Annotated in this window: 21 protein-coding genes; 11 read left to right on the top strand and 10 right to left on the bottom strand. The window is 59.8% G+C overall.

The window, feature by feature from the left end; translation table 11 throughout:
- Positions 1 to 30: 30 nt before the first annotated feature.
- The gene (locus tag ACA072_RS20305; RefSeq protein ID WP_497620164.1) at positions 31 to 987 is read right to left on the bottom strand and encodes a LysR family transcriptional regulator; all 957 of its coding nucleotides are present in this window, start codon (positions 985 to 987) and stop codon (positions 31 to 33) included.
- Positions 988 to 1,111: 124 nt separating this feature from the next.
- Between ACA072_RS20305 and ACA072_RS20300 the strand changes: the two genes are divergently transcribed.
- On the top strand, positions 1,112 to 1,846 hold the full coding sequence (locus tag ACA072_RS20300) for a sulfite exporter TauE/SafE family protein (protein ID WP_497625020.1): 735 nt from the start codon (positions 1,112 to 1,114) through the stop codon (positions 1,844 to 1,846).
- Here the strand turns inward: ACA072_RS20300 and ACA072_RS20295 are convergent.
- Positions 1,836 to 2,690, bottom strand: a complete 855-nt coding sequence (locus tag ACA072_RS20295) for a LysR family transcriptional regulator (RefSeq protein WP_497620162.1) — start codon at positions 2,688 to 2,690, stop codon at positions 1,836 to 1,838. The two genes, ACA072_RS20300 and ACA072_RS20295, sit on opposite strands and share 11 nt — an antisense overlap.
- 96 nt (positions 2,691 to 2,786) lie before the next feature.
- Here ACA072_RS20295 and ACA072_RS20290 point away from each other — a divergent pair, with 96 nt between their 5' ends.
- Both ACA072_RS20290 and ACA072_RS20285 read left to right on the top strand, forming a co-directional pair.
- A complete protein-coding gene (locus ACA072_RS20290) occupies positions 2,787 to 3,002 on the top strand; it encodes a DUF1127 domain-containing protein (RefSeq protein WP_133838411.1) in 216 nt (71 codons plus the stop codon).
- 64 nt (positions 3,003 to 3,066) lie between these two features.
- On the top strand, positions 3,067 to 4,296 hold the full coding sequence (locus ACA072_RS20285) for a winged helix-turn-helix domain-containing protein (RefSeq protein WP_497620160.1): 1,230 nt from the start codon (positions 3,067 to 3,069) through the stop codon (positions 4,294 to 4,296).
- 147 nt (positions 4,297 to 4,443) lie between these two features.
- Here ACA072_RS20285 and ACA072_RS20280 read toward each other — a convergent pair whose 3' ends face one another.
- Positions 4,444 to 5,790 (bottom strand): class II 3-deoxy-7-phosphoheptulonate synthase, encoded by a 1,347-nt coding sequence (locus tag ACA072_RS20280; protein ID WP_497620158.1) that lies wholly within the window; start codon positions 5,788 to 5,790, stop codon positions 4,444 to 4,446.
- Between the two features lie 149 nt (positions 5,791 to 5,939).
- Here ACA072_RS20280 and ACA072_RS20275 point away from each other — a divergent pair, with 149 nt between their 5' ends.
- Entirely contained in the window at positions 5,940 to 6,695 is a 756-nt protein-coding gene (locus tag ACA072_RS20275; protein ID WP_497620156.1) for a spermidine synthase, read from the top strand.
- 117 nt (positions 6,696 to 6,812) lie between these two features.
- On the opposite strand, the gene ACA072_RS20270 is transcribed toward ACA072_RS20275, so the two are convergent.
- The gene (locus ACA072_RS20270) at positions 6,813 to 7,604 is read right to left on the bottom strand and encodes a crotonase/enoyl-CoA hydratase family protein (RefSeq protein ID WP_497620154.1); all 792 of its coding nucleotides are present in this window, start codon (positions 7,602 to 7,604) and stop codon (positions 6,813 to 6,815) included.
- A gap of 421 nt (positions 7,605 to 8,025) precedes the next feature.
- On the opposite strand from ACA072_RS20270, the gene ACA072_RS20265 reads away from it, so the two are divergent.
- Positions 8,026 to 9,699, top strand: a complete 1,674-nt coding sequence (locus tag ACA072_RS20265; protein WP_008146183.1) for a DEAD/DEAH box helicase — start codon at positions 8,026 to 8,028, stop codon at positions 9,697 to 9,699.
- A gap of 217 nt (positions 9,700 to 9,916) precedes the next feature.
- On the opposite strand, the gene ACA072_RS20260 is transcribed toward ACA072_RS20265, so the two are convergent.
- A complete protein-coding gene (locus tag ACA072_RS20260; protein WP_497620152.1) occupies positions 9,917 to 10,684 on the bottom strand; it encodes a DODA-type extradiol aromatic ring-opening family dioxygenase in 768 nt (255 codons plus the stop codon).
- Positions 10,685 to 10,787: 103 nt separating this feature from the next.
- Between ACA072_RS20260 and ACA072_RS20255 the strand changes: the two genes are divergently transcribed.
- Positions 10,788 to 11,444 carry a thiopurine S-methyltransferase gene (locus ACA072_RS20255; protein ID WP_497620150.1) on the top strand — a complete coding sequence of 219 codons (657 nt, stop codon included), beginning with the start codon at positions 10,788 to 10,790 and terminating at the stop codon, positions 11,442 to 11,444.
- Between the two features lie 172 nt (positions 11,445 to 11,616).
- On the opposite strand, the gene htpX is transcribed toward ACA072_RS20255, so the two are convergent.
- Both htpX and ACA072_RS20245 read right to left on the bottom strand, forming a co-directional pair.
- Positions 11,617 to 12,504, bottom strand: coding sequence for a protease HtpX (gene htpX / locus ACA072_RS20250; protein WP_109633611.1), 888 nt, complete (start codon positions 12,502 to 12,504; stop codon positions 11,617 to 11,619).
- A gap of 316 nt (positions 12,505 to 12,820) precedes the next feature.
- Positions 12,821 to 14,032 carry a pyridoxal phosphate-dependent aminotransferase gene (locus ACA072_RS20245; protein WP_008030363.1) on the bottom strand — a complete coding sequence of 404 codons (1,212 nt, stop codon included), beginning with the start codon at positions 14,030 to 14,032 and terminating at the stop codon, positions 12,821 to 12,823.
- Positions 14,033 to 14,258: 226 nt separating this feature from the next.
- Between ACA072_RS20245 and msrB the strand changes: the two genes are divergently transcribed.
- The 3 genes from msrB to ACA072_RS20230 all read left to right on the top strand — a co-directional run bounded on the left by msrB (position 14,259) and on the right by ACA072_RS20230 (position 15,778).
- Entirely contained in the window at positions 14,259 to 14,654 is a 396-nt protein-coding gene (msrB, locus tag ACA072_RS20240) for a peptide-methionine (R)-S-oxide reductase MsrB (RefSeq protein ID WP_462042345.1), read from the top strand.
- A gap of 189 nt (positions 14,655 to 14,843) precedes the next feature.
- Complete coding sequence (locus ACA072_RS20235) at positions 14,844 to 15,329, top strand: glutathione peroxidase (protein WP_438659299.1); 486 nt, start codon at positions 14,844 to 14,846, stop codon at positions 15,327 to 15,329.
- On the top strand, positions 15,326 to 15,778 hold the full coding sequence (locus ACA072_RS20230; RefSeq protein ID WP_497620147.1) for a MarR family winged helix-turn-helix transcriptional regulator: 453 nt from the start codon (positions 15,326 to 15,328) through the stop codon (positions 15,776 to 15,778). Before ACA072_RS20235 ends, ACA072_RS20230 begins: the two co-directional genes overlap by 4 nt.
- Here ACA072_RS20230 and ACA072_RS20225 read toward each other — a convergent pair.
- Positions 15,762 to 18,083 (bottom strand): hybrid sensor histidine kinase/response regulator, encoded by a 2,322-nt coding sequence (locus tag ACA072_RS20225; protein WP_497620145.1) that lies wholly within the window; start codon positions 18,081 to 18,083, stop codon positions 15,762 to 15,764. The two genes, ACA072_RS20230 and ACA072_RS20225, sit on opposite strands and share 17 nt — an antisense overlap.
- Before the next feature lie 168 nt (positions 18,084 to 18,251).
- On the opposite strand from ACA072_RS20225, the gene ACA072_RS20220 reads away from it, so the two are divergent.
- The gene (locus tag ACA072_RS20220; RefSeq protein WP_010461274.1) at positions 18,252 to 19,142 is read left to right on the top strand and encodes an ATP-binding protein; all 891 of its coding nucleotides are present in this window, start codon (positions 18,252 to 18,254) and stop codon (positions 19,140 to 19,142) included.
- A complete protein-coding gene (locus tag ACA072_RS20215) occupies positions 19,139 to 19,621 on the top strand; it encodes a GAF domain-containing protein (RefSeq protein WP_497620142.1) in 483 nt (160 codons plus the stop codon). Before ACA072_RS20220 ends, ACA072_RS20215 begins: the two co-directional genes overlap by 4 nt.
- Here the strand turns inward: ACA072_RS20215 and ACA072_RS20210 are convergent, their stop codons facing one another.
- Both ACA072_RS20210 and ACA072_RS20205 read right to left on the bottom strand, forming a co-directional pair.
- Positions 19,622 to 22,570, bottom strand: coding sequence for an HD domain-containing phosphohydrolase (locus ACA072_RS20210; RefSeq protein ID WP_497620140.1), 2,949 nt, complete (start codon positions 22,568 to 22,570; stop codon positions 19,622 to 19,624).
- A gap of 49 nt (positions 22,571 to 22,619) precedes the next feature.
- Positions 22,620 to 26,264: a transporter substrate-binding domain-containing protein gene (locus ACA072_RS20205; protein WP_497620138.1), complete on the bottom strand. Its 3,645-nt coding sequence runs from the start codon at positions 26,262 to 26,264 to the stop codon at positions 22,620 to 22,622.
- Positions 26,265 to 26,270 lie beyond the last annotated feature (6 nt).

The raw sequence follows: 26,270 nt of genomic DNA, 5'->3' as shown, positions 1-26,270 counted from the left end.
CGAATCTTTAATGCGCCAGATAATTCTCGACTAGTGATGGACCAGCGTGTTTTGCAGGGCCAGATCCCACGGCGGAATGGGGCTGAAGCGGGTTTTCAGATATTCCAGCAACAAACGACTGCGGGAGTTCGGTTGTTGCGACAGGCGCAGCGCATAGATACCGGTGGTTTCGGCTGGTGGCAGGCCGCTCTCACAAAAAAGGGGCAGCAGCTCGCCACGCAACAAGTACTCGCTGGCAAGCCAGGTCGGCAAATGCGCGATGCCCAATCCTGCCAGTGCACCGCAGACCAGCGCCTCGGCATTGTTGGCGCTCATGCGGATTCGCGCGGGGCGATGCAGGTGCATATGGCCATCGCGTTCAAAACGCCAGGCGAAGGGTGGAGCGAGGCCGTCCCAGTCCAGGCCGTCATGTTCGATCAACTGCGCTGGCTCGGTCGGGACGCCGCGACGTTTCAGGTACGCGGGGCTGGCGCAGGCAATGCGCACCATACTCGCCAGCGGCGTGGCCACCAGCCGGGTATCGGCCATTTGCCCGGCGCGCAGCACCAGATCCACCTTGCCCAGGTTCAGTCCCTGCATGTCGACAAAACTGTCGATCAAGTGCAATTGCACGTCGAGGCCGGGGTAAAGCATCAGGAAGTCGGCAATCACCGGCGCCAGATGCCGTCGGCCGAACGCTGCAGGCGCATCGATGCGGATCAAGCCTTCCGGCGCACTGCTAAGGGATACCGCTTCAGCACGGGCCAGACGCAATTCCGCCACGATTCGCCGCGCACGTTCGGCGAATGCCAGGCCTGCCGGAGTCGCGCGCACGGCGTGGGTGCTGCGAATGAACAGCTGGCTGCCGACCGCATTTTCCAGGCTGTCGATGCGCCGCGCAACGGCCGAAGGCGTCAACGGATGGCGGCGGGACGCGGCCGAAAAGCTCCCGGTTTCCAGCACATCGAGGAACAGGCCGAGCTGATCAGTCAATTGATTGGGGTTCATGATTTGGCGGCGCTTATGCGAAGTTGGCACAGCCATTGTGCGTTGCTATGCGTTTCCCCGCCAGCCTTGACTGCGTAGGATGAATCTCCTGACAAAAGGGAAATCGCCTGTGATTGAGTTCGTGATGTATCTGGCCTTTGGCGCAGCCTTGGGAACACTTGGCGGGCTATTCGGCATCGGCGGTGGCTTGATCGCGATTCCGTTGCTGGGCGTGCTGTTCGGTCTCGATCAGCAAATTGCCCAAGGCACGGCGTTGGTCATGGTGGTACCCAATGTGATGCTGGCGCTGTGGCGTTATCACCAGCGCAACCGCATTGAAATGCGCCACGCGTTGCCATTGGCGGCGATGGGGTTTTGCTTCGCCTGGATCGGGTCGATCTGGGCGGTGGGCATCGACGCACAAACCATGCGCGTGGGCTTTGTCGTATTCCTGGTTGCCCTGTCGGCTTATAACCTTGTGCGCATGTTCACCGCCAACGCACCGGCCTCTGCCCAGATGCGTTATTCCTGGCCATGGTTGGGTGTGCTCGGTGCAGCATCCGGCACCATGGGCGGGCTGTTCGGAGTCGGCGGGGCAGTGGTGGCGACGCCGGTATTGACCAGTCTGTTCGGAACCACCCAGGTGGTGGCTCAGGGCTTGTCGCTGGCTCTGGCACTGCCCAGCACCGGCGTCACACTGGTGACGTACGCAGTGCATCATCAAGTGGACTGGATGATCGGGTTGCCGTTGGCCGTCGGCGGATTGATGAGCATCAGTTGGGGCGTGAAGATTGCCCACGCCATGCCAGAGCGGCTATTGCGCGGGCTGTTCTGCGGTTTCCTGGTGCTGTGCGCGGTGATGCTCGCGTTTAAAGTTTGAAGCCTTCGACGATGTGCTCGGCCAGGCACTCGGTGATCGGTGAAGGGTTGTGCAGGTTGCGCACCAGCATGATGCTGGCTTCCGGTAACAGCGGCAGGTCTTCCGCGGCGCCGAGAATGCGCATGTCCGGTGTGATCAGGCTTTCCAGTTGCGCGGTCACCGCGAGGCCGGCACTGACCACGGCCATCAACGCCGACAGACTCGAACTGTTGTAGGCAATGCGGTAATCGCGGCCCATCGCGTCCAGCGCATTGCACGCCCACAGCCGGCAGAAACAATCACTGTTGAACATCGCCAGAGGCAGCGGCGTCTGCTCATGGGCGCTGAAGCATTGTGCTTCGGCCCAGACGAAACGTTCCTTGCGCAGCAACTGGCCGATCTCGCTGCCCGGCTCACGGGTGACGATGGACAAGTCCAGGTCCTGACGTTGCAGCAATTGTTTTGATGATTCGCAATGAACCTCGATCTGAATCAGCGGGTAGAACTTGGCGAAGCGCGACAGGATACCCGGCAGAAAACGCATCACGTAGTCATCGGGCGTGCCGATGCGCACGGTACCGATCATGTGCGGCTCGCGCAGGGTATTGAAGACTTCGCTGTGCAGTTTGAGAATGCGCCGCGCGTAACCCAGCAATACCTGGCCTTCGGCGGTCAACTTGACCTGGCGTCCATCACGCTCGAACAGCTGGCGCTGCAACACGTCTTCTTCCAGACGCTTCATCTGCATGCTCACCGCGGACTGCGTGCGGTTGACCATTTCACCGGCACGGGTAAACCCGCCTTGGTCGGCGATGGCGACAAAGGTGCGTAGCACATCAGTATCGATACTTGGGTACGCCGACATCCATCAATCTCCGAGATGGTTACCATCAGAAACATTCGTTGGATTGATCTTAGCGCTGAGGCGAGACTTGAGCCATCCCTAAAGGAGGGCAACAAGATGAAAGGTCAACACGAGCATGTAACGGCAGAAAAATTTTCAATCCACGCGGTATCCGATCTGCTGCACAAGTTTAGTCGCTGGTACGAACTTCACCGTGAACGTGAGCTACTGGCAAGCTTGAGCGACGAAGCACTGAAGGACATCGGCGTGAGTCGTGCAGATGTGGAACATGAGTCGGTCAGGCCGTTCTGGGATGATCCGATGCATAAATGATGAGGCCAACGCTACACAACTCCCTTCCCGGTGAGGTAGGTTGCGAGCAGACAAGGAGATGCTCATGCCCGCAACAGTGTCCTTTACCCTCAAACAGGCTCGACGTCTGGCGCTGGCCGCCCAAGGGTTCAACGGGCGGCAACCGCCAGCGACGATCAAACCGGTTCAGCTCAACCGGCTGATCGAACGCCTGGGCATTCTGCAGATCGATTCGGTCAATGCGTTGGTGCGTTCGCACTATCTTCCTTTGTTTTCCCGCCTTGGTAACTACTCATCCGATTTGCTCGATCAGGCTGCCTGGAGTCAGGGCCGTCGGCGCACGCTATTCGAATATTGGGGTCATGAAGCCTCTTTGCTGCCCTTGTCGATGTATCCCCTGATGCGTTGGCGCATGCAGCGTGCGACGCGCGGCGAAGACATCTATCAGCAACTGGCGCGTTTCGGTCGCGAGCGGCAGGACACCATTCGCCGGGTGCTGGCCTCGGTGCAGGAACTCGGCGCACTGGGGGCCGGAAGCCTGTCGACCCGTCAGGAGCGGGCCGGGCCATGGTGGGACTGGAGCGCTGAAAAACATGCGCTGGAATGGTTGTTCGCCGCCGGTGAAGTGACGGTTGCCGGCCGCCGTGGATTCGAGCGCCTTTACGATCTGCCGGAGCGGGTGATTCCGTCGGCCATCCTGCAACAGCCTGTGCTCAGTGAGGCCGAGGCCCAGCGCGGGCTGTTGCTGCATGCGGCGACGGCGTTGGGTGTCGGCACAGAAAAGGACCTGCGCGATTATTTCCGCTTGAGCCCGACAGACAGTCGGCCGCGTCTGGCGGAACTGGTCGAGGCGGGTGAACTGCTCACCTGCGAGGTTCAGGGCTGGCGGCAACCGGCGTATTGCTTGCCCGAGCCGAAAGTGCCGCGCAAGGTCGAATCCAGTGCCTTGCTATCACCGTTTGATTCGTTGATCTGGGAGCGCAGTCGTACCGAGCGGTTGTTCGATTTCCGTTATCGACTGGAGATCTACACGCCGCAGGACAAGCGGGTGTACGGCTATTACGTGCTGCCGTTTTTGCACAATGAACGGATCGCCGCGCGGGTGGATTTGCGCGCCGAGCGGGCGTTGGGCCGGCTGGCCGTGCATGCCGTGCATGAAGAGGAACCGGGGCTGGACGAGGCGGGGATGCTGGCGTTGGCGGTCAATCTGCGGCAGATGGCGGATTGGCTGGGGCTTGCGCAGGTTCAGCTGAATTGCCCGCGGGCGAGTGCGGCGCGGTTGCGGGTGGCATTGGCACAAATTGGCGCTGACTGACCTGGCCCCTTCGCGAGCAAGCCCGCTCCCACAGGGCTCGCGCCGTTCACAAAATTTGTGATCAGCGCGGTTCTTGTGGGAGCGGCGGTGCGGCGGTCCGACTTGCTCGCGAAGGCGGCTTGTCAGAAGACTAAAATACTTACTGATTCAACGTCGAACCTGCTTCAAGGTCTCGGCAATCAAGAACGCCAACTCCAGCGACTGATCCGCATTCATCCGCGGGTCGCAATGGGTGTGATACCGATCCGACAACCCGTCTTCCGTAATTGGCCGCGCGCCACCAATGCACTCGGTCACGTTCTGCCCGGTCATCTCGATGTGGATGCCGCCGGCGTAACTGCCTTCCGCTTCGTGAACCTGGAAGAACTGCTTCACCTCACCGAGGATCTGCGCGAAGTCGCGGGTCTTGTAGCCGCTGCTGGCCTTGATGGTGTTGCCGTGCATCGGGTCCGAACTCCAGAGCACCTGCTTGCCTTCACGCTGCACCGCGCGGATCAACGCCGGCAAGTGATCGCCGACCTTGTTCGCGCCCATTCGCGCAATCAGGTTCAAGCGGCCCGGATCGTTGTCCGGGTTGAGCACGTCGATCAGGCGAATCAGGTCTTCGGGGTTCATGCTCGGGCCGACTTTGACCCCGATCGGGTTGTTAACGCCACGCAGGAATTCTACGTGAGCGCCGTCGAGCTGACGGGTGCGGTCGCCGATCCAGAGCATGTGCGCCGAGCAATCGTAGTAATCGTTGGTCAGGCTGTCGCGGCGCACGAAAGCTTCTTCGTAGTTGAGCAGCAGCGCTTCGTGGGCGGTGAAGAAACTGGTTTCGCGCAATTGCGGCGAGGTGTCCATGCCGCAGGCGCGCATGAAAGCCAGGGTTTCATCGATGCGATCGGCCAGGTGGCTGTATTTTTCCGCCAGCGCGGAGTTGGCGATGAAATCCAGGTTCCACTTGTGTACCTGATGCAGGTCGGCGAAACCGCCCTGGGCGAAAGCGCGCAACAGGTTCAGGGTGGCGGTGGACTGGTGATAGGACTGCAGCAGGCGTTCCGGGTCCGGCACGCGGCTCTTTTCGTCAAAACCGATGCCGTTAACGATGTCGCCACGGTAGGCGGGAAGGGTCACGCCGTCGATGGTTTCGTCGTTGGCCGAGCGGGGTTTGGCGAACTGACCAGCCATACGCCCGACCTTGACCACCGGGCAACCGGCGGCGAAGGTCATGACGATCGCCATTTGCAGCAGGACTTTAAAGGTGTCGCGAATTTTTGCGGCGGAGAACTCGGCAAAGCTTTCGGCGCAGTCGCCGCCTTGCAACAGAAACGCACGGCCCTGGGTGACCTGGGCAAACTGACGACGCAACTCCCGGGCCTCACCGGCAAACACCAGGGGCGGATAGCTCGCCAGGGTTTGCTCGACCTGCAGCAAATGCGCCGCGTCGGGATAAACAGGTTGTTGCTGGATCGGCAGGGCGCGCCAGCTGTCAGGGCTCCAGGGTTGGCTCATCACGGTCTCGGTTGTTTTACGCTCGGGTGTTCATGTTATCAGCAAATTAGTGCGTGACCTGTTCCGGTTGCTTCGCGGACAATCGCGCCTTTGCCGCTTTATGTTGCGGTTTGTCGCGTTGCCGGGCCCGGCGACGATCAGGAGACGAAATGACTGAGGAGCGCGTCGAGCATCTGCTCGCCGAGGTACAGGATGAGTTCGGCGTGATCCGCGTGCTGGAAGTGGCCGATTACCGTTTTCTCGAGTTCGGTGATGCCATCGAGCAGAGCTGCGTGTTCACGGCTGACCCGAGCTGGCTCGAGTACGATTACACCCGCGCGATGCTGATTGGCGCGCTGTGCCACGAGCAGCCGGAAAGCGCGCTGTTTCTCGGCCTCGGCGCCGGCACGCTGACCCAGGCGTGCCTCAAGTTTTTGCCACTCGAAGATGTCGAAGCCATTGAACTGCGCCCCGACGTACCGCGCCTGGCCATTGAATACCTGGGGCTGGATGACGATCCGCGGCTGTATATCCGCGTCGGTGATGCACTGGAGTTGCTCGATACCGCTGAACCGGCGGACCTGATTTTCGTCGACCTCTATACCGATGTCGGTCCGGGTGTCGGGCATCTGGCCTGGAATTTTCTGGAAAACTGTCAGAAACGCTTGAATCCGGGCGGCTGGCTGGTGATCAATCAATGGGCTACCGACGATGGCAAACCCTTGGGAGCAGCGTTGTTGCGCGGGCTCTATCACCGGCATTACTGGGAGTTGCCGGTGAAAGAGGGCAACGTGATTTTGCTCGTGCCTTCGGAGCTGGATCAGGAACTGGACATGGACGGGTTGATCGCCCGGGCCGAAGGGCTGGCGCCGCAGTTGGGGTATTCGTTGCAGTCGTTGATCAAGGCGATCCGCCCGGCGACATAAGTCGGTGACTATGAGGGCCTCATCGCGGGCAAGCCCGCTCCCACAGGGATTGTGGTGTTCACAGAACGTGTGGGAGCGGGCTTGCCCGCGATGGCTTTCTAACAGCCAAAGCGTCCCTCAGAGTCCTTTGAAAACGCCCGGCCGCTTCTCGATCATCGACCGCACGCCTTCTTTGGCATCCTCACTCGCCAGCAACTTCTTCACCAGCGGCGGCAACCCCCGCGCCGCTGCCGTTTCTCCTTCGTAACGCGCCTGCCGGGCCGACATCAACGTCGCCTGAACCCCCAGCGGCGCCTGTCGGGCAATCCGTTCAGCCAATTCAATCGCCCGCGGCAGCAGATCCTCACTGGCCATGACTTCCTGCACCAACCCCAGATGCAGCGCGTCATGCGCATCGAATTCATCTCCGGTCAACAGCCAGCGCATGGCATTGCCCCAGCCGGCGACTTGATGCAGGCGCAACGTGGCGCCACCGAAAGGGAAGATTCCGCGCTGCACTTCCTTCTGGGCAAATCGGGTATTGCTGGCGCAGAGGTTGATGTCGGCGGCGAGCATCAGCTCGATGCCGATGGTCAGGCAGTAGCCTTGCGCGGCGACAATCACCGGTTTGCTGACCCGGGGGCCGGCAAACACGCCCCACGGATCGCAACCGCCGGGCGGTGCCTGCCAGCCTTCGGCCAGGGCTGCGCTGGCATTGATCAGGTCGAGCCCGGCGGTGAAATGCTCACCATGAGCGAACACCACCGCCACCCGCGCTTCGCAGTCCGCCTCGAACTCGCCGTAGGCCAGGCTCAGCGCGTTGAGCAGGTCGAGATCGAAGGCGTTGCGCTTGGCCACCCGATCCAGGCCAATCATCAGGACATGGCCGTGTTTTTCACGGGTGACACGACTGGAGCCGGGCTGATTCATGGAGCATTTCCTCGGGCGGGAAGGGTGTGCCAGACCGAAGGTCTGTGTCACAGGGATGAACCGTTTTAGCGCCATCGCCAGCAGGGCCGGGCCTTTGAAAAATAGACCGTTGCACGATTATCCGCAAAGCCTGTGACACAACGGTGTATGCGTCAGTTTTCCGACAAATAATGCTCCCTTTTTGGGCGAATTCCGGTATAGTGCGCGCCGGCCTTTAACCGGGCCGCGTTTAGGTAGCGCAATTTCCCGAAGTCAGCTTCGGCTGCACGTCCGCACAGCGGACTCTCCCTTGACGAATCTTTTTCATTCATTCGTTTTCGCAAATCCCCGCCGACAAAGCAGCCAGGGCGACTCTTGAGTCTTACACGGCATGCGCAGCTTTGGAGCATGGGTCTTTGCGGATGCACTTAGAGGCAGACCCATGACCCAGGAAACCGGCGGCTTCGCCGCTTTTAATCTTAATCCGAATATTCTTGCAGCCGTCATCGCGACTGGCTACGAAGAGCCTTCGGCTATTCAGCAGCAATCGATCCCGATCATCATGGCCGGCCACGACATGATTGGCCAGGCGCAAACCGGTACCGGTAAAACCGCCGCGTTCGCCCTGCCTATCCTGCATCGCATCGATCCTGCCAAGCGCGAGCCGCAAGCCCTGATCCTGGCGCCAACCCGTGAGTTGGCGCTGCAAGTAGCAACCGCTTTCGAAACCTACGCCAAGCAAATGCCGGGCGTTACCGTTGTGGCCGTTTACGGCGGCGCCCCGATGGGCCCACAACTGAAAGCAATCCGTAATGGTGCACAGATCGTTGTCGCCACGCCGGGCCGTCTGTGCGACCACCTGCGTCGTGACGAAAAAGTCCTGTCGACCGTGAACCACCTGGTTCTCGACGAAGCGGACGAAATGCTCAAACTGGGTTTCATGGACGACCTCGAAGTTATCTTCAAGGCTCTGCCACCCACCCGTCAGACCGTATTGTTCTCGGCCACCCTGCCACAGTCGATCCGTGCCATTGCCGAACGCCATCTGCGCGATCCGCAACACGTGAAGATCCAGACCAAGACTCAGACCGTTACCGCGATCGAACAGGCTCACCTGTTGGTTCACGCTGACCAGAAGACCTCGGCTGTATTGAGCCTGCTGGAAGTGGAAGACTTCGACGCCCTGATCATGTTCGTGCGCACCAAGCAAGCGACCCTGGACCTGGCCAGTGCCCTGGAAGCCAAAGGCTACAAAGCCGCTGCGCTGAACGGTGACATTGCTCAGAACCAACGTGAGCGCGTGATCGAATCCCTCAAGGATGGCCGTCTGGACATCGTTGTGGCGACCGACGTTGCGGCTCGTGGCCTGGACGTTCCGCGCATCACTCACGTGTTCAACGTTGATATGCCGTACGATCCAGAGTCCTACGTTCACCGTATCGGCCGTACCGGCCGTGCCGGTCGCGAAGGTCGTGCACTGCTGCTGGTGACTCCACGTGAGCGCCGCATGCTGCAAGTGATCGAGCGTGTAACCGGTCAGAAAGTTGCTGAAGTCCGCCTGCCGGATGCTCAGGCCGTTCTCGATGCCCGCATCAAGAAACTGACCAACAGCCTGTCGCCGCTGGTGGCTGATGCCGAATCGACTCACGGTGATCTGCTGGATCGCCTGACTGCCGACATCGGCTGCACCCCGCGCGCACTGGCCGCTGCTTTGCTGCGCAAGGCAACCAACGCTCAGGCGCTGACCCTGGCTGCGATCGAGAAAGAACGTCCACTGGTGCCGAACAACGCACCGCGTGGCGATCGTCCAGAGCGTACCGGTGATCGTCCGGACCGTGGTGATCGTGAGCGTCGTGCTCCGGTTCCATTGGCCGAAGGTCGTGCTCGTTGCCGTACCGCGCTGGGTGCGCGTGATGGTATCGCTGCCAAGAACCTGCTGGGCGCTATCCTCAATGAGGGCGGCCTGGCTCGCGAAGCAATCGGTCGCATCCAGGTGCGTGACAGCTTCAGCCTCGTCGAGCTGCCGGAAGATGGTCTGGAGCGTCTGCTGACCAAGCTGAAGGACACTCGCGTTGCCGGTAAGCAGTTGAAGCTGCGTCGCTATCGCGAAGATTGATCCGCTTTCGGGCTGATTGATCGAACATAAAAAATCCCCGACTGGTTCGGGGATTTTTTTTGGTCTGCTGTTTGTGGCTGGCTGGAAATTAGTGTCGCCCCCATTCGCGAGCAAGCCCGCTCCCACAGTAGATCTCAGTGAACACAATATCTGTGTTTTACGGAGATCCCCTGTGGGAGCGGGCTTGCTCGCGAATGGGGGCGACTCGGTCTACCGGTCAGCCAAAGCGATAAATGTCCATTCCCAGCGCGCCCATTGTGAAACCCTGATGCGCAACACTGAACTCACCCCCAGCCCCACGAGCAAAGTACAACGGCAGCAAATGCTCATCGCTGGGATGGTTGCGCACTGCGTTCGGTGCCTGCTGACGATAATCGTGCAGCGCAACTTCATCGTTGGCCGCGAGTTTTTCAATCATCCAGTCGCGAAACGTCTTGGCCCACGGCTCGACACTTTCCGGGCCTGCGTGCCAGTCCAGCTCGCGCAGGTTGTGGGTAATGCTGCCAGAACCGATCAACAACACGCCGTGTTCGCGCAGACTGGCCAGCGCATGGCCGACCCGGGTTTGCAGGGCCGGGCCGCCACGGGTGGGCAGCGAGACTTGCACCACCGGGATGTCGGCCTGCGGGTACATCAATGACAACGGCACCCAGACCCCGTGGTCGAACGGTCGCTTGGCATCGATGCGTGCAGGCAGGCCATCGGCCTTCAGCGACTCGACAACCTCTGCCGCCAGCTGTGGATCGCCGGGTGCCGGGTATTGCACCTCGAACAGGGCCTTGGGAAAGCCGCCGAAGTCGTGCCAGGTGTCAGGCCGGGGATTGCCGCTGACCAGCAGCTCGTCACTTTCCCAGTGCGCCGACACAATCACGATGGCTTTCGGTTTTGGCAATTCTGCGGCCAGGCGCGCGAGAGCGGGCCCGCTGGCACCCGGTTCCAGTGCCAACATGGGTGAGCCATGGGATATGTACAGGCTGGGGAACATGAATGAGCTCCTGAGGGGTAAGATGGCAGCATCTTCAGTCAGATCATTGATCTAAATCTAATATAAGTTTTAGGGTCTTTTGATCGAATTTTCGGGATTAATTATGCAGCCGGAGTTTTGGCACAAGCGGTGGACGTCGAATCAGATCGGCTTTCACCTGCCGGAAGTGAATCCATATCTGCAACGGTACTGGCCGCAGCTGGGCCTGGAGGAGGGCGCGCGCGTACTGGTGCCGTTATGTGGGAAAAGCCTGGACCTGCTGTGGCTGGCGAAATGCGGTCACGAGGTGTTGGGCATCGAGTTGTCGGAAAAGGCCGTGGAAGACTTTTTCCACGAGCATCAATTTGATCCGGACGTCAGCGACCAAGGCCCTTTTACGGTCTATCGGGCAGGTTCGATCGAGATCTGGTGTGGTGATTTCTTCGCGTTGACTGCCGGCGATGTCGCCGATTGCAGTGCGCTGTACGACCGCGCTGCCTTGATCGCCTTGCCGCCGAGCATGCGCGAGCAATACGCCGAGCATCTGAAGCGGATTGTGCCGAAGGATTCGCTGGGGATTTTGATTTCCCTGGATTACGACCAGGCGCAAATGGATGGTCCGCCGTTTGCCGTGCTCGATGATGAAGTGCAGCGGTTGTTCGGGGCGTCCTGGGAGTTGAAGATACTGGAAGACCAGGACGTGCTGGGTGAGAGCTGGAAGTTTGTCGAGAGTGGCGTCACGCGGCTTGAAGAGCGGGTGTATCGGGTTTCCAGCCATTAATGTGTGTTGAGTTTGCTCTCCTCTTTGCGAGCAAGCCCGCTCCCACAGGAGAATGCATTCCCCCTGTGGGAGCGGGCTTGCTCGCGAAGGGGCCCTGAGAGGCCCTACAAAAATCAGCAGACAAAAAAAGGCCCGCATTCACTGCGGGCCTTCTCTTTTAGTGCGGAAGCTATCAGCCGCGACGACGCAGCGCGTCAATACGCTCTTCAAGCGGCGGGTGGCTCATGAACATACGAGCGAACCCTTGCTTGATGCCACCGTTGATGCCAAAGGCATTCAGCGTGTCCGGCATGTGCACTGGCAGACCCTGTTCTGCACGAAGGCGTTGCAAGGCGCCAATCATCGCACTGGTACCGGCCAGGCGTGCACCGGCTTCGTCTGCGCGGAACTCGCGTTTGCGCGAGAACCACATGACGATGGAGCTGGCCAGAATGCCCAGGACCAGTTCGGCGACGATGGTTGCCACGTAGTAGGCGATGCCCTGGCCTTCTTCGTTCTTGAAGATCACCTTGTCGACAAAGTTGCCGATGATCCGCGCGAAGAACATCACGAAGGTGTTCACCACGCCCTGGATCAGCGCCAGGGTGACCATGTCGCCATTGGCCACGTGGCCGATTTCGTGAGCCAGGACAGCCTTCACTTCATCCGGCGAAAAACGCTCGAGCAGACCCTGGCTGACCGCGACCAGTGCGTCGTTCTTGTTCCAGCCCGTGGCGAACGCGTTGGCCTCGTAGGCCGGGAAAATCCCGACTTCGGGCATCTTGATCCCGGCTTCGCGAGACAGTTGCTCGACGGTTTGCAGCAGCCATTGCTCGTGACGTGTGCGCGGCTGGCTGATGATTTGGGTGCTGGTGCTCATCTTCGCCATCCACTTGGAGATGAACAGCGAGAACAGGGAACCGGCGAAACCAAAGACCGCACAGAAAATCAGCAGCTGATTGAGGTTGAGATCAACCCCGTTGGCCGCCATGAACCCGTTGAAGCCGAAAAGGCTCAGGGTGATGCTGGCAATCAGCACGACCGCCAGGTTAGTGGCCAAAAACAGCAGGATGCGCATCATGGTTGTAGAAATCTCCTCATGCTAAAGATGTAGCGTACTGCGGGGTATATAAGGTGCTGCACCGGGCTATTCAACCGAGTGACTATTTCAAACTGTGTCCTACGGCAACAGTCTAGTTGCTTGCAGGGCATTTCCGACGGGGACGCCGGACGCGTTTGACAGCCAATTCGCGTCACAGGCCCCGTCTTTGTTAGACGCGGCCACGAAACGTTGCATCAGTCAGTGATAGCGGCAGTGATGTCTGGCGGGGTGCAAAGATATGTTGCTGAATTAATCACCGTGCGACAGACGCGGGCGTCGCACGGTGAAGTTCAGCTTACTGGCGGTACGATTTGAGGAAGTTGCCGATCCGGCCGATGGCCATGTCCAGGTCGTCCACACGTGGCAGGGTCACGACACGGAAGTGATCCGGCCAAGGCCAGTTGAAGGCCGTGCCCTGTACCACCAGCAGCTTCTCGGAGAGCAGCAGGTCGAGCACGAACTTCTCGTCGTTGTGGATCGGGCAGACTTTCGGGTCGATCCGCGGGAACGCGTACAACGCCCCCATAGGCTTGACGCAGCTCACGCCCGGAATGTCGTTGAGCAGTTCCCAGGTGCGATTGCGCTGTTCCAGCAGGCGACCTTGCGGCAGCACCAGGTCATTGATGCTCTGATAGCCGCCGAGTGCGGTCTGGATCGCGTGTTGGCTCGGCACGTTGGCACACAGGCGCATGTTGGCCAGCATGTCGATGCCTTCGATGTAGCTCTGGGCGTGGTGTTTCGGGCCGGAAATGGCGATCCAGCCGGAACGGAAACCGGCGACGCGATAGGACTTGGACAGACCGTTGAAGGTCAGGCACAGCAGGTCTGGTGCCAGGGACGCGGTGCAGATGTGCACGGCATCGTCATACAGGATCTTGTCGTAGATCTCGTCGGAGAACACCACCAGATTGTGCTGGCGAGCCAGTTCGAGCATGCCCAGCAGCACTTCTTTGGAGTACACGGCGCCGGTCGGGTTGTTCGGGTTGATGATCACCAGGGCCTTGGTGTTCGGGGTGATCTTGGCCTTGATGTCGGCCAGGTCCGGCCACCAGTTGGCCTGTTCGTCGCACAGGTAATGCACCGGATTGCCACCGGACAGACTCACGGCAGCCGTCCACAGCGGATAGTCAGGCGCAGGCACCAGCACTTCGTCGCCGTTGTTCAGCAGGGCCTGCATCGACATCACGATCAGCTCGGAAACGCCGTTGCCCAGGTAGATGTCTTCAATGCCGACGCCTTCCACCTGCTTTTGCTGGTAGTACTGCATGACGGCCTTGCGCGCACTGAACAGGCCCTTCGAGTCGCTGTAACCCTGAGCGGTCGGCAGGTTGCGGATCACGTCCTGGAGGATTTCGTCCGGCGCTTCGAAACCAAAGGGCGCCGGGTTGCCGATGTTCAGCTTGAGGATGCGGTGACCTTCCTCTTCCAGGCGCTTGGCGTGCTTGAGCACTGGGCCGCGAATGTCGTAGCAGACGTTGGCGAGCTTGTTCGATTTGCTGACCTGCATGGCGATGTGTTCCCGAAAATGAACGATCCAGGCGGCGTATGAACGACCGTGCTGGGAATCCTGCGTATTCACACAGGCCTGACGCCTTGAGATGCAGCACTCATAAATCCGTTTGAATGCGCGTGGTCTGGCTGCCAGACTGGCGTTTGACGAGGCGCAATCATACGTGCCGCCCGATCCGTGGAAAAGGTACAGATCGGGCTTTTTCAGCTGCGGAGGTGAGACGATGGAAAAGTTGGAAAAAACCCTGGAAGAATGGAAGGCGATGCTCGATCCGGAGCAGTACAACGTTTGCCGTCTCAAGGGCACCGAACGGCCGTTCTCCGGCAAATACAACGACACCAAGACTGACGGCGTTTACCACTGCATCTGCTGCAACGAGCCGCTGTTCGACTCCAAGACCAAATTTGACTCCGGCTGCGGCTGGCCAAGCTTCTACGCGCCGATCGGCGACAGCGCGATGGTCGAGATCCGTGACGTCAGCCACGGCATGATCCGTACCGAAGTGGTCTGCGCCAAATGCGAGGCGCACCTGGGGCACGTGTTCCCGGATGGCCCGCCGCCGACCGGCCTGCGCTATTGCATCAACTCGGTGTGCCTGGACCTGGTGCCGCGCGGATAAAATTACCTCGATCCTCTGTAGGAGCCGGCTTGCTGGCGATAGCGGTGGATTTGACACACCGCGGCGCGCCGATCGCCAGCAAGCCGGCTCCTACAGGTTGAGGTTGCGCGCCAGGCGATTGAATTAGATTGCACACAATTCAATTGCTCGCTATGTTTGCTGCTCGTCCCTTCATATCGAGCCCGACCCATGAGCGACAACCTGCTGACCATCCCGGTGACCACCATCAAAGGTGAACAAAAAACCCTGGCCGATTTCGCCGGCAAAGCTGTGCTGGTGGTCAACACCGCCAGCAAATGCGGTTTCACCCCGCAATACAAAGGCCTCGAAGAATTGTGGCAGACCTACAAGGACCAGGGCCTGGTGGTGCTCGGTTTTCCCTGCAATCAGTTCGGCAAGCAAGAGCCGGGTAACGAAGGGGCGATTTCCGAGTTCTGCGAGTTGAACTTCGGTGTCAGCTTCCCGCTGTTCAAAAAGATTGACGTCAATGGCGCCGGCGCCCATCCGCTGTTTGTGCAGTTGAAAAAACGTGCGCCGGGCGTGCTGGGTTCTCAGGGCATCAAGTGGAACTTCACCAAGTTCCTGATCGGCAAGGACGGTCAGTTGGTCAAGCGCTTCGCTCCGGCGACCAAGCCGCAGGACCTGAGCCGCGAGATCGAAGCCCTGCTCAAATGAACACCTTGTCAGTCGACTCCCTGAATCTCGATAGTCAGCTGTGCTTCAAGCTGTATGCCGCTTCTCGGGCGGTCATCCGCGCGTACAAGCCGATGCTCGATCAACTTGGCCTGACCTATCCGCAATACCTGGCGATGCTGGTGTTGTGGGAATGGCAGGAAGCGGCGCCGGAACAGCCGACGGTCAAGGCACTGGGCGAGCGCCTGGCGCTGGATTCAGGCACCCTGACGCCGTTGCTCAAGCGCCTAGAGCAACTGCAACTGGTGCAGCGCCAGCGTTCGGCGCGAGATGAGCGTGAGGTTCACCTGAGTCTTTCGCCAGCCGGCAAGGCCCTGCGTGATCAGGTCAGGCCGCTCAAGGCCCGGTTGCTGTGCGATAGCGGCGTCGATCTGAATGACCTGCGCAACGGTCTCGATCACCTGTTGGGGCAGATCAAAGCATTGTCGTAGTCGGTATCCACAGGTCGAGTAGAGCGGCCAGTTCTTCACGGCGAAAGGGCTTGGCCAGGTAGTCGCTCATGCCCGCCACACGGCAGCGTTCGCGTTCCTCGGACATGGCGTTGGCGGTCAAGGCCACAATGGGCAATTGTGGCCAGCGCCCGCTGCGGCGGATTTGCCGACTGGCTTCGTAACCATCCATCACCGGCATGTTGCAGTCCATCAGCACCAGATCGAATTCGCTGTGCTCGAGCTGATCCAGGGCTTCGGCGCCGTGAGCGGCGACAATCACCTCGCAACCGAGTTTGCCGAGCATGCCCTTGGCCACCAATTGATTGACCGGGTTGTCCTCCACCAACAGGACGCGTCCGCGCCGTTGCGGGGTAAGGGCTTCGACCCGGGCGCCGTTGATCAGGTTGCTTTCCGGCTGCAGCACTCGGCGCAAGGTCTGGTAAAGCGCATTGCGCGCCAAAGGGCGCGCCTGTTGTTGCAGGGGCGCCAGGGCGCTCGCTTCTTCGCTGGGCATGAAGCTGCCGTAGGCGGTCACCAGCAGGATAGGGGCGTCGAGGTTCGGGCGCAGGCCAAACAGGCATTCGGGGCAGTCGGTGATCAATACATCCGGGTCGAGGCCGATCAATGAGTCGTCGATGGAGCGTTGTTGATAGTCGAGGCCCCAGCCGGGCAGCAGGTTTTTCAACAGTTCCGCCAGGCCGCTGTGGGCCGCCGTGATCGCGATGACCTTGCCCGTCAAAGGCGGCGCAGGCATGGCCCGGGTGTGGCAGGGTAGCGGCAGGTCGGCGCAGAACTGGCTGCCGAAACCCGCTTCCGAGCTGATGGTCAGCCGCCCCTGCATGGCTTCGCACAGGTTATAAGTCAGCGCCAGGCCCAACCCGGTGCCACCGAACTGTCGGGTGATGCCGGCACCGGCCTGGGTGAAGGGCTGGAAGATTTTGACTTGTGCATCCTGGGCAATCCCGATGCCGGTGTCGCAGACTTCGATTCTGACGCCATCTTCAAACGTTGAAAGACGCACATCGACCCGACCGAAACGGGTGAACTTGAGGGCGTTGGACAACAGGTTGCTGACGATCTGCCTGACGCGCGTCGGATCCCCCAGCACCAACGCCGGAAAGTGCGGATCGATCAGGCAGGTCAACTCGACGCTGGGCGCGGCGTTCTGAGACAGCAGGTTGGCGGTGTCTTCGATCAGCGACCCGAGGTCGAACGGAATGTGTTCAAGTTCGAGCTGGCCGGCATCGAATTTCGACAGGTCGAGAATATCGTTGAGCAGTTCCACCAGGACTTTGCCCGAGTCATGGGCAATGGACAGCTGTTGCTGTTGTTCGGCATTGAGCGGGCCGTCCAGCGAGAGCGCAATCATCCCCAGCAGGCCATTGAGCGGCGTGCGGATTTCATGGCTCATATTGGCAAGGAACACCGAGCGCGCTTCGGCCATATCGAGGGCGGTGCTGCGTGCGACTTCCAGTTCCTGGTTGGATTGGCTAAGCCTGGCGTTGATCGCCTTGAGTTCCGCGGTACGGGCCGAGACGATGTTTTCCAGTTGCCCGAGGTAGTCGGTCAGGCGGTTTTCAGCGTTGCGTCGCTGCTGGATTTCGGTGGCGATGTTTTCAAATTGCTGGTTGGCCACTTTGACCAGTACACCGATTTCATCGTTTTTGTGCCCTTTCGGGTATTCCAGCCAGGTCGGTTCCGCGCTGCGCGGATCACGTCCGCTGAGTTCGCGGATGACCCGCACCAGCGGTTTTGTCAGCATCACGTAGAACAGCGCCAACAGGATGCCGGTCAGGATCAGGCTGCGAGCGAAGCCGTTGAGCAGCGTCACCTCGGCCCGGCGCAGGAAACGACTGCCATAGGCGTAGGTATCGACTTCCAGGCGCAAGGTGCCGAGGGATTCGTCCGGCAAGTGGTCGAGGTAGAGGCGGTCTTCGAACTGGCGGTTGGCGCCGAACAGGAAGTCGCTGATCATCCGGTAATTGTTTTGCTGGGTCGGGCGTTTGACGCTGGCCAGAACGGTTCCGTTGTTGTCAATCAGTTGCCCGCCGACGATCGCCGGTGAGCGCAACAGGCCCATGGTCAGTTCCTGGGCGAGTTCGGCGTCGATGTTGTAGGCGATACGGGACGCTGGGTTATGACTGATTTCCAGCAAAGACAGGATTTCCCGGTTGATGGAGGCGTCTTCGCTGGCATAATCGATGCCTATTTGCAGCAGGCTGAGCAGCGTGCCCAGAATGAAACCGACGAGCACCGTCAGCCTGGCTTGCTTGTATGACAGCCGGTGGGTGAACTTGATATCCATGGGGTGTTGAACCACTTCCGTTTCCCTTCGCTGCTCAAGCATAGTCGATCATGCATGGATACCGATGTTCTCGCGAGCCCTTGTGCAACAAGGGATGAACCGGATACCGAATGCTGTGTACCGTCGCTGTAATGCCATCATCACTGTGAACGTGCCCGAGGAGAAGACGTGGATTCCCGATTGAATGCTTTTCTTGAACGCGCCGATGCCGTCCTGGCCCGTATCGAACCGCTCTTGCCTGCACCTCGGCAAGCCATCGACTGGACGCAATGCCTGGCCGCGCGCTGGCAACGCGAAGGCCGCAGCGGTTTTCTGTTGCCGCTGCATGTCAGCCTCGACACACGGTTGTCCGACCTGATCGGGGTCGACCGACAAGTGGAGCAACTGGGGCGAAATACCCAGCAGTTCCTCGACGGCATGCCCGCCAACCACGCGCTGCTCTGGGGCTCGCGCGGCACCGGCAAATCGTCGCTGGTACGCGCCTTGCTGGCCGAGCACGCCAAGGCCGGCTTGCGGCTGATCGAGATCGAGCGCGATCACCTGGCGGACCTGCCGCGTGTGGTCGAACAGATCGCCAGGCTGCCTCAACGTTTCGTGTTGTTCTGCGATGACCTGTCGTTTGAATCGGGTGAAGGCGACTATCGCGTGCTCAAGAGCGTGCTCGACGGCTCTCTCGAACAGGCGCCGGATAACGTTTTGCTGTACGCCACCTCCAACCGTCGCCACCTGGTGCCGGAAAAGGAAAGCGATAACGAAAACTGGAAACGGGTCGATGGCGAACTGCATCCCAGCGAGGCGGTGGAAGACAAGATCGCGCTGTCGGACCGTTTTGGATTGTGGCTGTCGTTCTATCCGTTTACTCAAGAGCACTTCCTTGACGTCGTCGAGCACTGGATCGGTCAATTGGCCGGAAAATCCGGCCTTGAGTGGCAGCGCAACGAAGAACTGGACATCCTCGCCGTGCGCTGGGCGACGGGCCGGGGCAATCGCAATGGACGCTGCGCGTATCAATTTGCCCGTTATTGGGTGGGGCTGAAGCTGTTGGAGCACAAAGCATGATCGATTTACAGAAGAGCGGCCAAGGCCTGGACGGTTACGGCATGTTATGGGCGCAGCTGGAGTCGTTGCTGGCGGACGAGCGTGACTTCATCGCCAACGCCGCCCAGTTTTCGGCGTTCCTGTACAGCCAGCTCGACGACCTGAACTGGGCCGGTTTCTACCTCAATCGCAACGAAGAACTGGTGCTCGGCCCGTTTCAGGGGCAGATCGCCTGTGTGCGCATTCCGTTCGGTCGCGGCGTGTGCGGGACGGCGGCGGCGACCTTGCAGACCCAGCTTGTCGAGGACGTTCACGCGTTCCCCGGGCACATTGCCTGCGACAGCGCATCGAACAGCGAGCTGGTCGTGCCGCTGGTCAAGGACGGTCGCCTGATCGGCGTGCTGGACCTCGACAGTCCGAAACTCGCGCGGTTTACCGCTGATGATCAGGCCGGTATCGAGCAACTGGCGACGATTTTCCTGCGCCTCACCGATTGCTGATCACGCCCTCAAGCCGGCCTTGACCAGCAGGCTTGACGGGTCGACCGCATCGATCTGTCGTGGATCGAGGAACCGGTCGGCGTACTGCAGATAGATGCCGGCGTTGATGAACAAGCCGAACAGCTCCGGATCGATATGGGCGTCTCGGCACATCGTGGCCATGATGGCCAGCGCTTCACTCAAGGTTTTGGCCTTCTTGTAGGGGCGGTCGGCGGCGGTCAGCGCCTCGAAAATATCGGCAATCGCCATCATCCGCGCCGGCAGGCTCATTTCTTCGCGCTTCAACCGTTTGGGATAACCGGTGCCGTCCATTTTCTCGTGATGGCCTCCGGCGATTTCCGCGACATTGTTGAGGTGGCCGGGGAAGGGCAGGTGGCTGAGCATCAGAATCGTCTGCACCATGTGGTGATTGATGATGTAACGCTCTTCGCGGGTCAGCGTGCCGCGGGTGATGCTCAGGTTGTAGAGCTCGCCACGGTTGTACTTGTAGCGCGGCACATCGAGCTTGAAACCCCAGGGGTTGTCTTCGGGGATCAGCTCGCTTTCGGCGCGTTCGAGCAGGTGCTCGGACTTGTCCGCCAACAGCGGCTCGCTGACCGGCAAAGTCGGCGCCGGGGTTTGTGCCTGGCGTCGGTTCTCTTCCCAGGACACACCGATTCGATCGTCCAGGGTTCGGGTCCAGTTGCGTTGGGCAATACTGCGCAGACGTTGCAGGTCGGCCTCGGCCATGGCCTCTGCACCCAGATTGCAGCGGGCGACGAAGGCGAAATCATCATCCAGCCCGGACAGGTTGGCATTGCGCAATCCGGCCAGGTGCTGCTCGTCTCCGCCCAAAGCGATAGCCTGCCAATAGTTGATCCAGGCATCGCGCTTGAGGACTTCGAAACGGGTGCGGATTTCATGGATGCGGTCGTTCAGGGTCTCCAGCTTGGTGGCTTTGTCGACCACGTATTCAGGTGTCGTGACCTTTCCGCAGTCGTGCAGCCAGGCCGCAATGTGCAGCGCTTCCCACTCATCTTCGGTGGGTTGGTAGTCGCTGAAGGCCGGGGCCTGACTGGCAGCCGCCGCCTGGGCAAGCATCAGGGTCAGCTCCGGCACACGCTGGCAGTGACCTCCGGTGTAGGGGCTCTTGGCATCGATCGCGCCGGCCAGCAGTTGAATGAAGGCGTCCAACAGTTGTTTCTGTTTGGCTTGCAGGCGCTGGCTCTCAATGCTCACGGCGGCCGCGCCGGAAACAGCCTGGAGAAACGCGATGCGGTCCGGGCGCAGTTTTTCCAGGTCGCGTTGTGTGCCACTGTCGGCTAGTAGCAGGACCAGCAGGCCCACGGTTTCGTTGTGCCGATTGTGCAATCGGATGCCGATCAGGTGTACCCGGGGGCATTCCAGCGCGAGCATCACCTTCTGCAAATCCCCGGCCTGTTCGAAACCCAGGTTGGTGACGACATTGTCGGCATTCGACAACTGCTGCAACCACTGCGGGCTCTGCGGGTCCTGGAGTTCGTGTCCTTGAACACCGAACGACGGCAATGCCTGTGACGTGCCATTGATGACCAGGCCTTGGGGCTCCATGCGATCGCTGTCACGTTCGCGCAGGTAAATCAGACCGGCCTGGGCCTGGCCGATTTTCACGGTTTCGAACAACACCCGCTGCAGGAGTGGCGCGAAGCGGGTCTCGGCGCTCAGGCTATCGGTGATCTGAAAAAAACTGCCCAGGGTGTCCTTCACCCGCGCCATCGACACGCTCAGTTGGTCAACTTCGAGCACCGGCGATCGACGACTGGGCGGAAAGTTGAAGTTGAAACTGCGAATCGCGTCAGCTTCCTGCACCAGCGTGCGCAGCGGCTTGACCAGGACTCTGGAGGTCAACCAGCCCACGGGCAGGCACAGCAGCAATGTCGCCAGGGTAATCAGTGCACCTTGCCAACGCATGCGGTAGGCGTCGGCGAGTAACTCGTCTTCTGGCACCAGCATCGCCAGTTGCAGCCCTTGGGGCCCTCCCTCCGTCATGCTGCTGCGTGCCACGATCCATTGCCGACCGGCGGCGTCCAGGCGATTGCCGGCGGGAGGATGGTTAATCAGGGCACTGAGGCCGGGACTCAGGTCGGCCGCCTTGTTCAGGTGAGCGGTCTGGTCATCGATGATCAGTTTGCTGCTGTCGGGGTAAGCGATGGCATTGCCTTGTGCATCGAACAGCACGATTTCGGTGTGCGGCGTCACCACATGTTTGGCCAGGGTCGCCGACAGTTCCGCCAGCGTCAGGTCGGCAGCCATCACCGCGTTTTCACCGCTACGCCGGGCCAGGGTGGTGCCGACGTTGTGGGTGGAGAAAAAAACGTAGGGTTCGGTGGTGATCTGGTCGACGTCGCCGAGGGCGCTGGAGAACCAGGCGCGGGTGCGGGGATCGTAGGTTTCGTCGGGATTGTCCTGGCGGCTGATGAGTGTCAGGGCCTGATCAAAAAACAGGGATTGAGAACGGATCTGGCCATTGCTGCCGTTGTGTTCGATGCTCCAGACTTGAAACGCTGCTGTCTCCGGGGCTTTCAACCCGGTTCTCAGGGCAGCGGTCCGCAAGGGGCGAACCATGAAAAAGTCGCCGTTGCCGTAGCCCAGGTACAACGATGCCAGATTGGGGTTGTCATTGAGCGACTGGCTGAAGGGCTTGAGCAACGCCAGGCGTTGCTCCAGGTCCGGCGCGCGCGTCGCCGGGTAGTCCGCCAGCAGGCTCAGCAGATGGCGAATCGGTTCATAGGTGCCTTGCAGGTCCAGACGGACATCCTGCTCGATGCGGTTGAAGAGCTTTTCACTGCTCGAAAGAATGATCTGCGTGGTTTGTCCATAGTTGAAAATGCCCAGCACCACGCCGGTCAGCAACAACAGGAAGGTGAACATCACACTGATATGGATGTGCAGGGGAAAGCGGCGTTGATCCGGGCGCAGTGGGCTGGGCATTGCGGGTCTCTCCATGATGGTTAACACACTGCTCAGCGTCCAAGCATAGTTAAGGCTCCATCATTCTGCTTTTGTCGTTGTGGCCTATCTGTTGCTGCAATGCCTGCTCCAGTTCGAGCATCGCGCGCTCCATGGCTTTGGTGCGTTTGACGACTTCATCAGGGTGGAACGCTTCATGACAGGCGTTTTCGAGCGCCTCGCAGCTATCGATCAATCGGCCTGCCTGGACGATTCGCGCAGCGCCCTTGATTTTGTGAGCCACGTCGATGAAGGACTGCGGGTCCTGGGAAGGTGATAACGCCAGTAACTCTTGCCGGTCCAGACGGTTGCTGTTCAGGAGTTCGGACAACAATCGCTGATCCAGCGTAGGGTTGCCGCCCGTCAACAGATGTAGCCCTTCAAGGCTGAAGGCCGGGTCGCGGACCAACGGCGCAATGCCTCCAACCCATTGACTCAGGGCAGTGAGGCTGAGGGGTTTGAACAGGCAGTCGTCCATTCCGGCTTGTTTGCAGCGTTGTATTTCTTCGGGCTGTGCATTAGCGGTGAACCCCAGCACGGTACAAGGCCGGAACTGGTTTTGTTGTTCATGTTGGCGAATGGATCGAGCCAGTTCGTAGCCATCCATGATCGGCATGTTGCAATCGACGATCACCAGATCGAACAACCCGTCTTTCCAGGCCTTTAACCCCGCTGCGCCATCCGGTGCGGCGCTGAAGCGATGCCCCAGGAATTCCAGTTGCTGACACATGAGCAAGCGATTGGCGGGATGGTCGTCGACCACCAGGACATTCAGCGCAGCCGCGGTTGTATGGATAGACGGTTGAATGGTTTCCGTCACCCGCTCGGCAGGCAGCGTGGCAAGGTTCAACGAGACCTGAACCTGAGTGCCGATGCCGGCCTGACTGGTCAATTGCAGGCTGCCGCCCATCATCTCGCACAGATTGCGGCTGATTACCAGGCCAAGCCCCGCACCGCCTCTGGGGGATTGCCCGGAATGATCGGCCTGGGCGAAAGGCTCGAACAAGCGCCGTTGATCCTGTTCACTGATCCCGACGCCGCTGTCCTGAACCTGCAACTGCAGCAGCACCCGCTCGGGTTCGTCGCACGGATGCAGCTCCACCACAATACGGACCTGACCCTGCTCGGTGAATTTGATGGCGTTGCTCACCAGGTTGGACAGCACCTGCTTGAAGCGCATCGGGTCCAGCAGGACATCGGTGGGCGGTTCTGCAGGGTTGAAGTCCAGCCGCAGGCCAAGGTTTTTCTGGCGGGCCAGTCCGTCGAAGATCCGCACCACCGAGGCCACGGTTTCTTTCAGGTTGACGCGCTCCGGGCTCAGGCTCAGACGCCCGGATTCAATCCGTGCAATATCAAGAATGTCGCCGATCAGGTTTAGCAGGTCTTTCGCCGAGTGGTAGGCCACGTCAATGGCCGGGCGATCCGGATGACTGTGATCGATACGCTTGAGGGTCAGTTCGAGCATGCCGATGATGGCATTCATCGGCGTGCGGATCTCATGACTCATGGTCGCCAGAAAAGTGCTTTTGGCGCGGTTGGCTTCATCCGCACGCTCTTTCGCGGCGCGCAGGTCATCGAACAGTTGGCGGCGCTCGCTGATGTCGATCCAGCCGCCAATGATGCCTTGCACTTCACCGCTGGAGTCGCGGTAGGGAAGAATCCAATGATAGATCGTCAGTGTTCGGTCGCCGATATGCAGTGGCCGGTCGAGAATCAACGGCGTGCCTTCGGTCACGACCCGCTGGTAATCAGCATGATACTTATGCGCCTCAAAGGAGTTGCTCATGCTGCCCTGCATGACGCTTTTTCCAATCACGTCTTCGCGTCTGGCGCAGAAGGTCTCCAGGTAACTGTCGTTGCAGCTTTGCAACACTCCCTGGCGATCACGCACGTAGATGGGATGAGGCGTTCCGTTGACCAGCGACCGCATGAATTCGAGTTGGTCGTTCAGGGCACGCTCGGCGGCCAGCCGCTGATTGATCTGGCGACGCATGTAGGCGTTCCAGGTCACGGAAATCAGCAGCAGCAAACCGATACCGAGCACGATCTGGTAGAACACCCGGTGATAGTTGCGCCAGGTGCTTTGTGAGGCCGATGAGTAACCTCGCCAGCGGCTGTTGATGATGCCCAGCTCTTCCGGTGCGATGCTGAGCAGTGCCTTGTCGAGGATCGAAGCCAGCTCTTTGGCGTCGCGTCCGGTCGCGAGGGAGAATGCGGCTTGCCGGGTGCCGATGGTGGTGCTGATCTGAAGCGTGTGCTCGAAAATCCGCGATGAGATGAAATAGTTGGCGATCACCAAGGAACTCACGGCACCTTCAGCCTGGCCCTCGGCGAGTAATTCCACGGCACTGAAGGTGTCTGGCGTTTCGATCAGATGGATTTTCGGGAACTCGCGGCGCAGGTAATCCGCCATTGGGTTGCCTTGGGCAATGGCGACGCGCTTGTCCATCAGCTGCGTCAGGTTTGACGGGCTGTCGGCCGCTTTGCGAGTCAGCAGGACGACCGAGTTTTCCAGATAAGGACGGCTGAAGTTCAGCAGCGTTTCACGTTGCACACTGGGGAGCAGTGCGGCAATCAGGTCGGCCTGATGGCTGTTGACCTGCTCGATCATCTCGTCGTCGTTGCGGCTGCGATGGATGTCGAAACGCAAGCCGGTGCGCAATCTGATCAGTTCGAGCAAGTCGGCGGAGACACCGCGAAAGTTACCGTCGCTGTCGAAAAAAGTCAGCGGCGCCAAGGCCTCGTTGACCACGACGCGCACGACTGGATGTTGCGCCAGCCAGCGTTCTTCGCGGTCGGTGAGTTGCAGTTTCTGATCGGTCAGGAGAATGTCACTGCCCGCACTCCAGCGTTTGGCGATGTTTTCTCGTTCGCTGCCAGGGGTCGCCTTGAGGATTGCGTTAATGATCCCGAGCAGATCCGGGTTGTCCTTGTGCACGGCAAAGCTGAAACCGTGGGCTTCGTGTTTACCGAAGTTGGCCATGCGGATGTTGTTCAGATAACCCTTGTTGATTATGTAATGAGTTGAAATGGTGTCGCCAAGAAAAACATCGGCCTGGTCGAAAGCCACCGCATTGATTGCATTCTGGTAGGAGGGGTAGGAGGTGATGATCGCTTTCGGGTACAGGGCTTTGACTTCGTCCAGCGGCAAATAGTGGTACACCATGCTCAACCTTAGCCCGGCGAGGCCATCGCTCAGGGATCTGGTTTCGCCTTCCCGTGTCACCAGAACCGGCTGATCCACGGCATAGGGGGTGGACAGTACGATGTCGGCATTACGGGCTTCAAAACCGTTGGCGCTGCCGAGCATGTCGACCTCGCCTTTTTCCAGTGCCTCGATCGCGTCTCCACGGGTGGCGTAGCGCTGTACCTTGACTGGCAAACCGGTGGACTTGCCCAGGATGCCGGCGTAATCAGCGGTGAAGCCTTCGTAGTCGTGGCCGCTGATGCTCAGGTCGAAAGGAGGATAGTCGGGAGCAGAGGTACCCAGTATCAGTTCACGCTTATTGTTGAGCCATTGTTGTTGTGATTTATCCAGCTGGACTTCCATGTGTCCGGTCATTGAACGACTGAGCAGGGTGTAATGCTCACTCGCAGTCTGTGCCGCGCGCACTGAGGTGTTCAGGCATAAGCCCGCGGTCAGCAGTATCAGATAATCCTTTATACGACGGGGCATCCTGTC

This window comes from Pseudomonas sp. LBUM1656 (assembly GCF_059716065.1).
The sequence above is the reverse complement of the archived record's forward strand: the minus strand, read 5'-3'. Positions and strand labels throughout refer to the sequence as shown.

Coding starts and splice junctions, on each gene's coding strand:
- ACA072_RS20245 (WP_008030363.1), bottom strand. CDS start 14,032: ATGCAGGTCAGCAAATCGAACAAGCTCGCCAACGTCTGCTACGACATT.
- ACA072_RS20255 (WP_497620150.1), top strand. CDS start 10,788: ATGCAGCCGGAGTTTTGGCACAAGCGGTGGACGTCGAATCAGATCGGC.
- ACA072_RS20260 (WP_497620152.1), bottom strand. CDS start 10,684: ATGTTCCCCAGCCTGTACATATCCCATGGCTCACCCATGTTGGCACTG.
- ACA072_RS20215 (WP_497620142.1), top strand. CDS start 19,139: ATGATCGATTTACAGAAGAGCGGCCAAGGCCTGGACGGTTACGGCATG.
- ACA072_RS20205 (WP_497620138.1), bottom strand. CDS start 26,264: ATGCCCCGTCGTATAAAGGATTATCTGATACTGCTGACCGCGGGCTTA.
- msrB (WP_462042345.1), top strand. CDS start 14,259: ATGGAAAAGTTGGAAAAAACCCTGGAAGAATGGAAGGCGATGCTCGAT.
- ACA072_RS20270 (WP_497620154.1), bottom strand. CDS start 7,604: ATGAATCAGCCCGGCTCCAGTCGTGTCACCCGTGAAAAACACGGCCAT.
- ACA072_RS20265 (WP_008146183.1), top strand. CDS start 8,026: ATGACCCAGGAAACCGGCGGCTTCGCCGCTTTTAATCTTAATCCGAAT.
- ACA072_RS20295 (WP_497620162.1), bottom strand. CDS start 2,690: ATGTCGGCGTACCCAAGTATCGATACTGATGTGCTACGCACCTTTGTC.
- ACA072_RS20230 (WP_497620147.1), top strand. CDS start 15,326: ATGAACACCTTGTCAGTCGACTCCCTGAATCTCGATAGTCAGCTGTGC.
- ACA072_RS20210 (WP_497620140.1), bottom strand. CDS start 22,570: ATGCCCAGCCCACTGCGCCCGGATCAACGCCGCTTTCCCCTGCACATC.
- ACA072_RS20225 (WP_497620145.1), bottom strand. CDS start 18,083: ATGGATATCAAGTTCACCCACCGGCTGTCATACAAGCAAGCCAGGCTG.
- ACA072_RS20280 (WP_497620158.1), bottom strand. CDS start 5,790: ATGAGCCAACCCTGGAGCCCTGACAGCTGGCGCGCCCTGCCGATCCAG.
- htpX (WP_109633611.1), bottom strand. CDS start 12,504: ATGATGCGCATCCTGCTGTTTTTGGCCACTAACCTGGCGGTCGTGCTG.
- ACA072_RS20275 (WP_497620156.1), top strand. CDS start 5,940: ATGACTGAGGAGCGCGTCGAGCATCTGCTCGCCGAGGTACAGGATGAG.
- ACA072_RS20290 (WP_133838411.1), top strand. CDS start 2,787: ATGAAAGGTCAACACGAGCATGTAACGGCAGAAAAATTTTCAATCCAC.
- ACA072_RS20300 (WP_497625020.1), top strand. CDS start 1,112: ATGTATCTGGCCTTTGGCGCAGCCTTGGGAACACTTGGCGGGCTATTC.
- ACA072_RS20285 (WP_497620160.1), top strand. CDS start 3,067: ATGCCCGCAACAGTGTCCTTTACCCTCAAACAGGCTCGACGTCTGGCG.
- ACA072_RS20305 (WP_497620164.1), bottom strand. CDS start 987: ATGAACCCCAATCAATTGACTGATCAGCTCGGCCTGTTCCTCGATGTG.
- ACA072_RS20235 (WP_438659299.1), top strand. CDS start 14,844: ATGAGCGACAACCTGCTGACCATCCCGGTGACCACCATCAAAGGTGAA.